13 protein-coding genes are annotated in these 13265 nt (G+C 50.5%); 8 read left to right on the top strand and 5 right to left on the bottom strand.

What is annotated here, in order from left to right; translation table 11 throughout:
* Positions 1 to 32 precede the first annotated feature (32 nt).
* Positions 33 to 1532, top strand: a complete 1500-nt coding sequence (gene pitB, locus HGD79_RS19570) for an inorganic phosphate transporter PitB (protein ID WP_096147516.1) — start codon at positions 33 to 35, stop codon at positions 1530 to 1532.
* Positions 1533 to 1580: 48 nt separating this feature from the next.
* Here the strand turns inward: pitB and HGD79_RS19575 are convergent, their stop codons facing one another.
* Positions 1581 to 2273 (bottom strand): dTMP kinase, encoded by a 693-nt coding sequence (locus tag HGD79_RS19575; RefSeq protein ID WP_001190773.1) that lies wholly within the window; start codon positions 2271 to 2273, stop codon positions 1581 to 1583.
* Between the two features lie 173 nt (positions 2274 to 2446).
* Between HGD79_RS19575 and HGD79_RS19580 the strand changes: the two genes are divergently transcribed.
* The 7 genes from HGD79_RS19580 to lptG are packed head-to-tail and all read left to right on the top strand — an operon-like array spanning position 2447 to position 8918.
* A complete protein-coding gene (locus HGD79_RS19580) occupies positions 2447 to 3160 on the top strand; it encodes a dTMP kinase (protein ID WP_001076228.1) in 714 nt (237 codons plus the stop codon).
* 31 nt (positions 3161 to 3191) lie between these two features.
* Entirely contained in the window at positions 3192 to 3950 is a 759-nt protein-coding gene (locus tag HGD79_RS19585) for a hypothetical protein (protein ID WP_168848478.1), read from the top strand.
* Between the two features lie 45 nt (positions 3951 to 3995).
* Entirely contained in the window at positions 3996 to 5345 is a 1350-nt protein-coding gene (locus HGD79_RS19590) for a lipopolysaccharide biosynthesis protein (protein ID WP_000896885.1), read from the top strand.
* Positions 5345 to 6169: a hypothetical protein gene (locus tag HGD79_RS19595; RefSeq protein ID WP_000984998.1), complete on the top strand. Its 825-nt coding sequence runs from the start codon at positions 5345 to 5347 to the stop codon at positions 6167 to 6169. The genes HGD79_RS19590 and HGD79_RS19595 overlap by 1 nt, the downstream gene beginning before the upstream one ends.
* A gap of 11 nt (positions 6170 to 6180) precedes the next feature.
* Positions 6181 to 6741 (top strand): YtfJ family protein, encoded by a 561-nt coding sequence (locus HGD79_RS19600; protein WP_001299422.1) that lies wholly within the window; start codon positions 6181 to 6183, stop codon positions 6739 to 6741.
* A 30-nt stretch (positions 6742 to 6771) separates the two neighbouring features.
* Positions 6772 to 7842, top strand: a complete 1071-nt coding sequence (gene lptF / locus HGD79_RS19605) for an LPS export ABC transporter permease LptF (protein ID WP_000779661.1) — start codon at positions 6772 to 6774, stop codon at positions 7840 to 7842.
* Complete coding sequence (gene lptG, locus HGD79_RS19610) at positions 7839 to 8918, top strand: LPS export ABC transporter permease LptG (protein WP_001299429.1); 1080 nt, start codon at positions 7839 to 7841, stop codon at positions 8916 to 8918. Before lptF ends, lptG begins: the two co-directional genes overlap by 4 nt.
* Before the next feature lie 35 nt (positions 8919 to 8953).
* Here lptG and HGD79_RS19615 read toward each other — a convergent pair whose 3' ends face one another.
* The 4 genes from HGD79_RS19615 to HGD79_RS19630 are packed head-to-tail and all read right to left on the bottom strand — an operon-like array spanning position 8954 to position 13005.
* Positions 8954 to 10126: an aminotransferase class I/II-fold pyridoxal phosphate-dependent enzyme gene (locus HGD79_RS19615; RefSeq protein ID WP_000524966.1), complete on the bottom strand. Its 1173-nt coding sequence runs from the start codon at positions 10124 to 10126 to the stop codon at positions 8954 to 8956.
* Entirely contained in the window at positions 10126 to 10374 is a 249-nt protein-coding gene (locus HGD79_RS19620) for an acyl carrier protein (RefSeq protein ID WP_000248097.1), read from the bottom strand. The genes HGD79_RS19615 and HGD79_RS19620 overlap by 1 nt, the downstream gene beginning before the upstream one ends.
* Positions 10375 to 10405: 31 nt before the next feature.
* On the bottom strand, positions 10406 to 11320 hold the full coding sequence (locus HGD79_RS19625; RefSeq protein ID WP_001077137.1) for an NAD-dependent epimerase/dehydratase family protein: 915 nt from the start codon (positions 11318 to 11320) through the stop codon (positions 10406 to 10408).
* Positions 11317 to 13005 (bottom strand): fatty acyl-AMP ligase, encoded by a 1689-nt coding sequence (locus tag HGD79_RS19630; protein WP_001345956.1) that lies wholly within the window; start codon positions 13003 to 13005, stop codon positions 11317 to 11319. Before HGD79_RS19630 ends, HGD79_RS19625 begins: the two co-directional genes overlap by 4 nt.
* Positions 13006 to 13265 lie beyond the last annotated feature (260 nt).

The following is a 13265-nucleotide window of genomic DNA, read 5'->3' on the forward strand; positions in this document are numbered from 1 at the left end:
GTTCGTAAATTCAAAATGGCGTAATCTAATATATGCTAAATTTATTTGTTGGCCTTGATATATACACAGGGCTTTTGTTATTGCTTGCTCTGGCATTTGTGTTGTTCTACGAAGCAATCAATGGTTTTCATGACACGGCGAATGCGGTGGCAACCGTTATTTATACTCGTGCCATGCAACCACAACTTGCTGTGGTGATGGCGGCATTTTTTAACTTTTTTGGCGTGTTATTGGGCGGACTTAGCGTTGCCTATGCCATTGTCCATATGTTGCCAACCGATTTGTTGCTGAATATGGGGTCAACCCACGGCCTGGCGATGGTCTTTTCCATGCTGCTGGCGGCGATTATCTGGAACCTGGGAACGTGGTTCTTCGGTTTACCGGCCTCCAGTTCGCACACCTTGATTGGTGCGATTATCGGCATCGGTTTAACCAACGCGCTGTTAACCGGCTCATCGGTGATGGATGCGTTAAACCTGCGTGAAGTGACCAAAATTTTCTCCTCGCTGATTGTTTCCCCTATCGTCGGCCTGGTCATTGCGGGAGGCCTGATATTCCTGCTGCGACGCTACTGGAGCGGGACGAAAAAGCGTGACCGTATTCACCGCATTCCGGAAGATCGCAAAAAGAAAAAAGGCAAACGTAAACCGCCATTCTGGACGCGTATTGCGCTGATTGTTTCCGCTGTGGGCGTGGCGTTTTCGCACGGCGCGAACGACGGACAAAAAGGGATCGGCCTGGTGATGCTGGTACTGGTGGGGATTGCCCCTGCTGGCTTCGTCGTCAATATGAACGCGTCCGGCTATGAAATTACCCGTACCCGCGATGCCGTCACCAACTTCGAACACTACCTGCAACAGCATCCTGAACTGCCGCAGAAGTTGATTGCGATGGAACCTCCATTGCCTGCAGCATCGACTGATGGCACGCAAGTAACAGAGTTTCACTGTCATCCGGCAAATACCTTTGATGCGATTGCGCGCGTTAAAACGATGCTGCCAGGCAATATGGAAAGTTACGAGCCGTTAACCGTGAGTCAGCGCAGCCAGCTGCGCCGCATTATGCTGTGCATCTCTGATACCTCCGCGAAGCTGGCGAAACTGCCAGGCGTCAGTAAAGAAGACCAGAACCTGCTGAAAAAACTGCGCAGCGATATGTTAAGCACCATTGAGTACGCTCCGGTGTGGATCATCATGGCGGTAGCACTGGCGCTCGGCATTGGCACCATGATTGGCTGGCGTCGTGTAGCGATGACCATCGGTGAGAAGATTGGTAAGCGCGGCATGACGTATGCGCAAGGCATGGCGGCACAAATGACGGCGGCAGTGTCTATCGGCCTTGCCAGTTATATTGGGATGCCTGTCTCCACAACACACGTCCTCTCGTCTGCGGTAGCAGGGACGATGGTGGTGGACGGCGGTGGGTTACAGCGTAAAACGGTAACCAGCATCCTGATGGCGTGGGTGTTTACTTTACCGGCGGCAATTTTTCTTTCTGGTGGGCTGTACTGGATAGCATTGCAGTTGATTTAACCTTCCTGAAAATGCCCGGTCCTGGCGATCGGGCATTTCCATTTTTGACTAGTGATAACCACGCGCGGTCATAAAATCCGTAATCGCTTTTTCTGCATCAACCAACACCTGTTCCAGTGGCTGATTGGCATCGATATCAACCAGTTGTGCACCACCAAAGGTTAACTGTGGCGTTATGGCTATCTTTCTTGCCAGCGATTCCCTTTTGTGGTCAGGCTTACGCGCGCAGGCCACGTCTAGATCGACATTGAGTTTGATGACCAGATCAGGCTTATGGCTCGCCATCCAGTGAAACGCTTTACGTTCCTGGCTTGCCAGCCATGAGACAAAACGACCACCTTCAACGTTAGGTGGGAACACCGTACCATCGTAAGCGCCAGGAATTTGGTCCTGAGGATAACGGTCGGTTAGAACAATTAACCCGCGACGACGACAGGCAAGCATATGACGAAAGCGCAGTAAGCGACGGGCGACAAACGCTGTAATTACCAGCGCCGGAACTGGTCCTGGCAATTTTTTTGCTGTTTTCACCTGATTTCGTTCAATTGTTTTATGTAAGGATTTTCCCATCAACGGTAATTTTGTCACTGCACGACCGACATTTCCGGCTTGTTTTCCTAAATGAACTCTTTCGGCAGCACCATATTTTTCGACAACGGTAATGAGATGTTCACACACCGTTGACTTGCCTGAACCATCGCTACCAATAACGGCAATTAATGGAGGTGTTATTGACTGCATGAATATATCCTTAAATTTAAATATCCATCCAAAATATTTATTTGGTTAATATGTTTTTATGAAAGCGTAATTCAGGTCAATGTCACAATTAACCATTGTCACAATAAGGTTGAACGGATATTCTGAGCACGGACCACGTAATATTCAATACATTATTTACTGCCGGGTTTTTCGTGAATCAACGTAATATGTCAATAATTAATTCCACGCCAGTGCGTGTTATTGCCATTGTAGGATGTGATGGTTCAGGTAAATCGACCCTCACGGCAAGCCTGGTAAATGAACTGGCAGCAAGAATGCCAGCAGAACACATTTATCTCGGGCAATCGTCCGGGCGAATTGGCGAATGGATTTCACAGCTCCCTGTTATTGGCGCACCTTTTGGGCGTTATCTGCGAAGTAAAGCGGCACATGTGCACGAAAAACCCTCAACACCGCCTGGCAATATTACTGCTCTGGTTATCTATCTGCTTTCCTGCTGGCGGGCGTACAAGTTTCGCAAAATGTTGTGTAAAAGCCAGCAAGGCTTTCTGCTCATCACCGACCGCTACCCGCAGGTTGAAGTGCCGGGTTTTCGCTTTGATGGCCCGCAATTGGCAAAAACCACGGGCGGTAACGGTTGGATAAAAATGTTAAGGCAGCGCGAGCTGAAGCTGTACCAATGGATGGCATCTTATTTGCCCGTATTGTTGATTCGTCTTGGCATTGATGAACAAACGGCGTTTGCGCGTAAACCTGACCACCAACTGGCAGCGTTACAGGAAAAAATCGCCGTTACGCCGCAACTGACATTCAATGGTGCAAAGATCCTTGAACTGGATGGGCGACACCCAGCCGATGAAATTCTGCAAGCGTCACTACGCGCAATTCACGCCGCGCTTTCCTGATCACCAAAATGGATAGGGGATGATTTAACGAATGGATGCACTACAAACACAAACTGTTATTAGTACAACCGCGCCGCAGCCCAGCTACATTCCGGGGCTAATTGCGGTGGTCGGGTGTGATGGCACCGGTAAATCCACACTGACCACCGACCTGGTGAAATCGCTGCAACAACACTGGCAAACCGAGCGGCGCTATCTGGGGCTGCTCTCCGGCGAAGACGGCGACAAAATCAAACGATTGCCGTTGGTTGGCGTCTGGCTGGAACGGCGACTGGCGGCCAAATCCTCGAAAACCCAAAGCATGAAAACCAAATCTCCTGCGCTATGGGCGGCGGTGATTATGTACTGCTTCTCGCTGCGAAGAATGGCGAATCTACGCAAGGTTCAGCGACTGGCGCAAAGTGGCGTTCTGGTGGTCAGCGATCGCTTCCCGCAGGCTGAAATTTCGGGCTTTTATTATGATGGACCGGGGATTGGCGTCGAACGTGCGACCGGGAAAATCAGCATGTTTCTGGCGCAGCGCGAACGGCGTTTATACCAACAAATGGCGCAATATCGCCCGGAATTAATTATTCGCCTGGGCATTGATATTGAGACTGCCATCTCCCGCAAGCCTGACCATGACTATGCCGAGCTGCAGGACAAAATCGGCGTCATGTCGACGATTGGCTATAACGGCACAAAAATTCTTGAGATTGATTCCAGAGCGCCCTACAGCGAAGTGCTGGAACAGGTACAGAAGGCGGTTTCTCTGGTTGCCATCGTTTCTGACCGCCGAAGTTTAACTTAAGGCTGGCGGGATACTTTTTACTATCAACGATAAGGTCAGGCTGAATTGGCGGGTTTTAACATCAAACATTGGTTTGCAGATGGCGCGTTTCGCACCATTATTCGCAATAGCGCCTGGTTAGGCTCCAGTAATGTCGTGAGCGCCTTGCTGGGTCTGTTGGCGCTCTCGTGTGCCGGTAAAGGGATGACGCCCGCCATGTTTGGCGTACTGGTGATTGTGCAATCGTACGCCAAGTCGATCAGCGATTTTATTAAGTTTCAGACATGGCAACTGGTGGTTCAGTACGGAACACCAGCATTAACCAACAATAATCCGCAGCAATTCCGCAATGTCGTCTCATTTTCCTTCTCGCTGGATATCGTCAGCGGCGCGGTGGCGATTGTCGGTGGCATTGCCTTACTGCCATTCCTTTCCCATTCATTAGGTCTGGATGACCAAAGTTTTTGGCTGGCAGCGCTCTATTGCACGCTCATTCCTTCAATGGCTTCCTCCACGCCGACCGGCATTCTGCGTGCGGTAGATCGCTTCGATTTAATTGCTGTACAGCAGGCGACGAAACCTTTTCTGCGCGCAGCGGGGAGCGTCGTAGCCTGGTATTTTGACTTTGGTTTTGCGGGTTTTGTTATTGCCTGGTACGTGTCGAATCTGGTTGGCGGCACCATGTACTGGTGGTTTGCCGCGCGCGAATTACGCCGCCGAAATATCCATAACGCCTTCAAATTGAATCTGTTTGAGTCTGCCCGACACATTAAAGGCGCGTGGAGTTTTGTCTGGTCAACCAACATTGCCCACTCCATCTGGTCGGCGCGTAACTCGTGCAGCACAGTGCTGGTGGGGATCGTGTTAGGACCCGCTGCCGCCGGGTTATTTAAAATCGCCATGACATTCTTCGACGCCGCCGGAACGCCAGCGGGTTTGCTGGGTAAAAGTTTTTACCCAGAGGTGATGCGTTTAGATCCGCGCACCACCAGACCGTGGTTGTTAGGTGTGAAGTCCGGTTTACTGGCGGGCGGAATCGGTATTCTGGTGGCGCTCGCGGTGTTGATCGTCGGCAAGCCGCTCATTTCGCTGGTGTTTGGCGTTAAGTATCTCGAAGCGTATGACCTGATTCAGGTGATGCTGGGCGCAATTGTGATTTCGATGCTGGGCTTCCCTCAGGAGTCATTGCTATTGATGGCGGGAAAACAGCGCGCTTTTCTCGTGGCGCAAACCATCGCCTCAATCGGCTACATCGTATTGCTGTTCATGTTCTGTCATCTGTTTGGTGTGCTGGGAGCAGCGTTTGCTTACTTCGGTGGGCAATGTCTGGACGTGGCGCTCTCGTTAATTCCAACCTTAAAGGCATTTTTTCAGCGCCATTCCTTGCTTTATAACGCAGCCGGAGAGAAATCCTGATGATGAGAAAATATTTCCCGCTTGAGGCGAGCGAGCGTCTATTTGTTGCGATTGAAGAAGATGATGTCGTTGATGCACAGGTTAGTTTGCCGCCGACTATTGCACTAAGTTGTACCACCGAAATCATTCATGATAATTACGCGTTATGCCTGCAATTCTGGCTCAATGGCGTTAATCGTCAGGAGTTACTGCGTTTAGTTCGCAAACAAGCCAAAGGCGATGAGCTGACTGCTGATGAGCGCAAACAATTTAAATACATGCGAGCGCGCTACAAGCACCTGCGTTTTGCGCAACGGCTGTATTTAAAGAAGCATCAGGCCGGATTTTTATTCGGCAAAACGACCGTTTTTCTGGGGCGTTTTCAGGACGGCTTTCGTAACGGTAAGAAAAATATTGTGTCGTATTACGGCAACCTGTTACGGATTTATTTAAGCTCTCCGGTCTGGTCGTTGGTGAACTATTCATTACGCCATAGCCAGTTAGAAAGCGTAAGCGGTTTTATTGCCTATCGGCAAAAGCAAATGCATACCCTGAAAGAGATTATTGCCAAACCGCGACTAACCGGCAGGGAATTTCATGATGTGCGAAAAATCATCAGCCAACAGGTTTCTTATTACGACACCTTAAGATCGCTTGATCCTGAAAATAAAGAGGCGTTACAGATTTCCCGTTTCCTCGCCGCCATTAATGGCCTGATGGGAGATAAACACGACGACATGGTGGCGGATGATATGGAAAACCGCCAGTCGTATGATGCACCGGTGGCGCTGGATAGCGATATTCGCCAGCGCTTAGAGCTGCTGATTTCGCGTTTTCCGCTATAACCGGAGCAATGATGTCATCTCGTTTGATTATTGCGCTGATTATCATGCTTTTAGCCCCGGGTGTGCAGGCACACAATTTCGTCACTGGCAAAACGGTTACCCCTGTTTATATCCAGGAAGGCGGCGAGCTGCTTCTGAATAGCGACGACGAAATTCACTACCAAAAGTGGAACAGCACACAATTAGCGGGAAAAGTCCGCATTATTCAGTATATCGCCGGGCGTAAGTCGGCGAAGAAAAAGAACTCACTGTTAATTAAAGCGGTTGAAGCGGCAAACTTTCCGCAGGATCGTTTTCAGCCCACCACCATTGTGAACACCGATGATGCCATCTTTGGTACTGGCTATTTTGTTGTTGGCAAAATCGAAAAAAATAAACGCCGCTATCCGTGGGCGCAATTCATTATTGACGGCAATGGACAGGGACGCGTTGCCTGGCGCTTGCCGGAGCAGAGTTCAACCATTCTGGTGCTGAATAAAGCCGGGCAAATTCAGTGGGCAAAGGACGGCAGCCTGACGCCGGAAGAGGTAGATCATGTCATTGCGCTGGCGCAGAAACTGATCAATGAATAAAAAATTCAAAGGATTGAGGGCGTTAGTGAGATGAAGCTGGTTGAACACTACATCATGCGTGGTACGCGCCGTCTGGTGCTGATTATCGTCGGTTTTCTGATCTTTATTTTCGCCAGCTACTCCGCACAGCGTTATCTGACCGAAGCGGCAAATGGGACATTAGCTCTTGATGTTGTGCTGGATATCGTTTTCTACAAAGTGCTGATTGCACTGGAGATGTTGTTACCTGTTGGTCTGTATGTGTCAGTTGGCGTGACGCTAGGGCAGATGTATACCGACTCGGAAATTACCGCTATCTCTGCGGCGGGGGGCAGTCCGGGACGCTTGTACAAAGCCGTTCTTTATCTGGCGATACCGCTAAGTATTTTTGTCACCCTTCTGTCGATGTATGGTCGTCCGTGGGCTTATACGCAGATTTATCAACTGGAGCAGCAGTCGCAGTCGGAGCTGGATGTTCGCCAGTTGCGGGCAAAGAAATTTAACACTAACGATAACGGACGAATGATCCTTTCGCAGACGGTTGATCAGGATAATAATCGCCTGACTGACGCGCTGATTTATACTTCTACTGCCAATCGAACCCGCATTTTCCGCGCCCGTTCGGTTGATGTGGTTGACCCATCACCCGAGAAACCGACCGTTATGTTGCACAACGGCACTGCCTATCTTCTCGATCATCAGGGGCGTGACGACAACGAACAGATCTACCGTAATCTGCAATTACATCTGAATCCGCTGGATCAAAGCCCTAACGTCAAACGCAAAGCAAAATCGGTCACGGAGCTGGCGCGCTCCGCCTTTCCTGCCGATCATGCCGAACTGCAATGGCGACAAAGCCGTGGCCTGACAGCATTGTTGATGGCGCTGCTGGCCATTTCATTAAGTCGGGTAAAACCGCGGCAAGGGCGATTTTCAACATTATTGCCACTGACGTTGCTGTTTATTGCCATTTTTTATGGCGGCGACGTCTGCCGTACGCTGGTGGCTAACGGCGCGATTCCCCTCATTCCTGGTTTGTGGTTAGTACCCGGACTCATGCTAATGGGCCTGCTGATGCTGGTCGCACGCGACTTCTCTTTGCTGCAGAAATTTTCCCGATGAATGTTTTCAGTCGCTATTTAATCCGTCATCTCTTTCTCGGTTTTGCCGCCGCCGCAGGGCTATTGCTGCCGCTTTTTACCACCTTCAACCTGATTAACGAACTGGATGATGTCAGCCCGGGCGGTTATCGCTGGACTCAGGCGGTGCTGGTGGTGCTAATGACCTTACCGCGCACACTGGTCGAACTTTCGCCGTTTATCGCGTTATTGGGTGGTATTGTTGGACTGGGGCAGTTATCGAAAAACAGTGAGCTTACCGCCATTCGCAGCACGGGGTTTTCTATCTTCCGTATTGCACTGGTGGCGCTGGTTGCCGGGATATTGTGGACTGTTTCGTTAGGCGCGATAGATGAGTGGGTGGCGTCGCCATTGCAGCAACAGGCGTTGCAAATCAAATCGACCGCCACCGCGTTGGGGGAGGACGATGACATTACCGGCAATATGCTGTGGGCCAGGCGTGGTAATGAATTTGTGACGGTGAAATCGCTGAACGAGCAGGGCCAGCCGGTGGGCGTGGAGATATTTCATTATCGCGACGATCTCTCGCTTGAATCCTACATTTATGCACGCAGTGCCACCATTAAAGACGACAAAACGTGGGTCCTGCATGGTGTGAATCATAAAAAATGGCTGAATGGCAAAGAAACGCTGGAAACATTAGATAATCTTGCCTGGCAATCGGCCTTCACCAGTATGAATCTTGAAGAGTTATCAATGCCGGGGAATACTTTTTCTGTCCGTCAGCTTAATCATTACATCCATTATTTGCAGGAAACCGGGCAACCCAGCAGCGAATACCGCCTTGCACTGTGGGAAAAACTGGGGCAACCCATCCTGACCCTGGCGATGATTTTGCTGGCTGTGCCGTTTACCTTTACTGCCCCGCGTTCGCCTGGGATGGGTAGCCGTCTCGCTGTAGGCGTCATCGTGGGCTTACTCACCTGGATCAGCTATCAAATCATGGTTAATCTGGGATTGCTATTTGCGTTAAGCGCACCTGTTACCGCGCTCGGTTTACCGGTAGCGTTTGTGTTGGTGGCGTTGAGCCTGGTGTATTGGTATGACAGACAACATTAAACCCGCCGTGGCGCAAACACCACGGCGGGCTCACATTACTGCTTCAGAGTAGCAAATGCCTGAATGATGGCATCGATTTGCTCACGACTGTGGGCAGCATTTACGCTACAGCGCAGCAGCGTGATGCCTGCAGGCGCGGCAGGCGGCAGGATAAGATTCACATACACGCCCAGCGAGATAAGCTCGCGCCAGATGCGTAAACCTTCCTCTTTCGAACCGATTATTACTGGCACTACCGGGCTAATATGTGAACTTAACTCATAACCCAGTTTTTGCAGACCGTCATACAGATGGTTGGCGTTATCCATCAGCTTTTGCCGCAGCTCTGGTTGTGTGGCAATAGTTCTTAACGACGAGCGCACGGTCGCAATGCAGGACGGAGAAGGAGAGGCGGTAAAAATATACGGGCGGCTGCCGTAGCGCAGCACTTCCATCGCTTCCGAACCGACAGCAAAACCGCCAATCGAGGCCAGACTTTTACTGAAAGTACCAACGATAATATCCACATCATCTTCAACGCCGACAGCTTCAGCCAGTCCGCGCCCCGTTGCGCCTAACACGCCAAACGAATGCGCTTCATCGACAATCAAATAACCACCGAGACGACGTTTGATATCAACAATTTCCGCCAGCGGCGCAACGTCACCGAGCATGCTGTAGATGCCCTCAACGATGATAATCGCCTCTTTCGCCCGTTCACCGAGGCGAACCATGCGCCGTTCCAGATCTTTAGCATCGTTATGGCGGAAACGAATAATTTCCGCGCCACCGAGAGAACAGGCGTCATAAATACTGGCGTGGCTGTCGGCATCCAGTAACACCACGGCGTTATGGTCGGCAAGTGCGCTGATGACGCCTAAATTAGCGGTATAACCGGTTGAAAAAACGATAGCGGTAGGGCGCTTGAAAAACTCGGCAATTTCTTTCTCTAACGCCAGGTGCGGCGCATAACTGCCGTTTGCCATACGAGAACCGGTGGTGCCGGTGCCTTGGGCCGCTAACGCTGCCTGACCTTCGCTGATGGCATCATGATTAAAGGTTAAACCGAGATAATTATTGGTCCCGGCCAGAATCACTTTTTTATTGCCGATCCGGCCTTCGGTGGCGGAATACACTTCATCAATACAGGTGCCAAACGGTGTTAACCCGTTGTCACTAAATTGCAGACGCTCGCCAGCAAGGCGCGCATATTTATCGTATAGCCCCATTATTTATTCTCCAGCCATGGAAGTAGAGTTTCCATTAATTGCGCAGGGGTTTTGACATCCAGCAGAATATTAATAGGAATGGAAATATCGAATCTGTCTTCCAGCATCATTAAGAGATCCATCACTTTGATCGACTCCAGGCCAAGATCGTTGACGAGATCGCTGTCGGGCTTAATTTCCACACCGTTTTCGACCAAATCCTGTAAACAGGAAAGGATGTAATCCATTACTATTTCACGATTTACCATAGAAACGTTAACACACCTTTAAACAAGACAATCAAAATAGCCCGTTGCGTAATGCTTGTTCCAGGCTAATCCCGGGAAACCAATTAATATCTTCAGAAATACGGTTATTACTTGCCGACCAGTCGGCGTGGGTTAATTCACGAATTTTCGAGCGGGTCAGCATAGGTTCTTTACCTGCCAGGCGACTCAACGCGGTACTGATATCCGCAAGGCAGGTGAGTACCGGCAGAGGAATACCAACCATTCGCACGGAACCACAACGGGCGTCGGCGGCAAGCTGTCGTACGTGTTGCCAGTCATAGCCGCCGGGGACGCCATCGCATAATTCATAGGTTTGCGTCTGTACAGTTTCGGCGCTTAACCACTGACCCACTGCTTGCGCGAAATCGGTGACGTGCAGGAAAGAGAGCTGTGTATCTGGCGCACCAAGTCGTGGCAGCAGGCCACGCAGCATCCAGTCAAACAGCGGTTTTAACTCTTTATCGCCGGGACCATACACGGCTGTCGGGCGAAAAACGCCCAGCGTAATTTCGTCAGCCATTGCAGTCAGACGTTGTTCGGCGACGTGTTTGGAATTTGCGTACCAGGAGAGCTCGGGATGGCGCGCCGCCAGCGAAGAGATAAACAGAAAACGTTGGCAAAAGCCGCTCTCTTTTGCTGCTTGCATCAGGCGCAGGCTGCCGTCAACGTTACAGTGGGTAAAAATCTCTTCTTTGTGTCCGCGCACTTGCCCGGCGCAATGGACCACCGCGCTGGCTCCGGCAACCAGTTCGCTAAGCGAATGTGTATCTTCCAGCGAACCGCGCACCCAAGTAAGATTATCATTGACGTGAGCGCGGGCAGTACGCGTCAATGCGCGAACGTGAAAGCCGCGGGCGAGCAGGTTATCGATAATATATTTACCGATAAACCCGGTAGCGCCCGTCACCGCGACAGTTTGATTCATGCCAGGGATTCCTGCACATGAAGGCTTGCAGCATAAGCCTTCTGATAACGTTTTTTCGCTTCCGCACGGGCAGGCTTGCCGGAGGACGTTCGGGGAATGCTGTGGGGCGGCAACAGATCGATAGCCGCTGTTACGCCAAATTCGCTTTGGATCCGTGCTGCCAGCGCGTGGATAAGCTGTCCGCGACGTTCTTCATCGCTGATCCGACACTGGATCTGCAAAATGATTTTTTCCTGGGCGGTAACAAAAGCAATCGCATCGCCAGAATGAATTTCCGGTTCCTGTTCCGCTATATATTCAATATCCTGCGGCCAGATATTACGGCCACGAATAATAATCAGATCTTTAATGCGTCCGGTGACATACAGATAACCGTCCAGCAGATAACCGAGGTCGCCGGTGTCTAACCAGCCCGTCGCGGCAATCTCGTCTTGCGAAGCCTGGTCGCCAAAGTAACCGCTCATCAGACTGGGGCCGGAGATGCAAATATGGCCTACCACACGTTCCGCGACCGGCATACCTGCTTCATTGCGGATTTCAATACCATGTTCCGGCAACGCTTTGCCGCAGTTGACGAAAGTCGATACGGCGCGTGTCTCTGCACCCGGCGCGACGGCTTTACCCTGATATTCGAGGATGTCGCGATCCACTTCGTTAACCACAACCCCAGAGCCTTCATCAGAGAAGCTGACAGCCAGCGCATTTTCTGCCAGTCCGTAGCACGGCATGAACGTTTTATCGTCAAAGTTAACCTGACGGAAACATTCAGCGAATTGATGGAGTTGTTCTGCGGAGATCGGCTCAGCACCAATACCAGCGACGCGCCAGCAGGAAAGATCCAGTTCAGCGAGATCTTTTTCATTCACGCGGCGTTGGCACAATTCATAGCCAAACGGCGGCGCAACGGAAACGGTGCCGCGATTTTTACTGATCAATTTAAGCCATTGCAAAGGACGCATGGCAAAATCCTGAGTGCGCAAATAATCTACTGAAAGTTGCGTGGCGACGGGGGTCAGGAGAAAGCCGACCAGTCCCATATCATGGTAGAAAGGCAGCCAGGAGACGCAGCGGTCGCCAGGGCGTAATTTAATGCCATCGTGGCTTATAGCACGTAGATTAGCCATCACTTCGCGATGGGTGATAATGACGCCACGGGGAAAACGGGTGCTGCCGGAGGTGTACTGGAGGTAGGCGATATCGTTCGGAACTGGACGCTGGAGCGCAACATCGGCTTCCGGTAATGCCTTAAACCAGGCGTGGCTTAAAACATGTAATTCGGGGTTGTTATGCGTCGCGGCATTGACCAGTGGCAACCACTCATCACCAGTGATAATGGCTGCGGGCTGGCAACTTGCCAGTAAACCCTGGAGTTTGGCGCTCCAGGAATCCCGCTGACCGACGCCCATTGGAATCGCCAACGGGACGGCGACTAAGCCAGCATACTGACAGGCAAAAAAAGCCTCTACAAACCCGCTACTCGTTTCGGCAATCAGCGCCACGCGTTCGCCTTTTTTCAGGTTCAGCGATAACAACCGCTTCGCACCAGCTTCGGCACGCGTTTTTAACGTCTGATATTCCAGTTGATCTTCAAGTTGGCAACGTCTGTCATAAAAATTCATTCCGGCGCTACTCAGAGCGGCGTAGTCCAAAGCATCAACCAGCGTTGGAAAATCGGCATAGCGCATAGGTAGGGAATGCGTAAAGATTTTATTAGACATATACACCACGAAAAAATTGGATATCAAAAATAAAATGACAATAATGCGGTGGATTATATAGGCATAAAAGATAAATGAGATAGTATTTTCATCGGTGTGAAAATGAACATTGATTTAAATAATGAGTTTAAGTTTTTTGTTTTTATTGTGAATGATATTTAATTTATGAATATATTAAGAAGAAGCCTTGTCCGGTCGCCTTAAATCGACAAAAGGCATTGAGGCGC

The organism is Escherichia sp. SCLE84, from assembly GCF_012584495.1.
Classification (GTDB): Bacteria; Pseudomonadota; Gammaproteobacteria; order Enterobacterales; family Enterobacteriaceae; genus ECMA0423.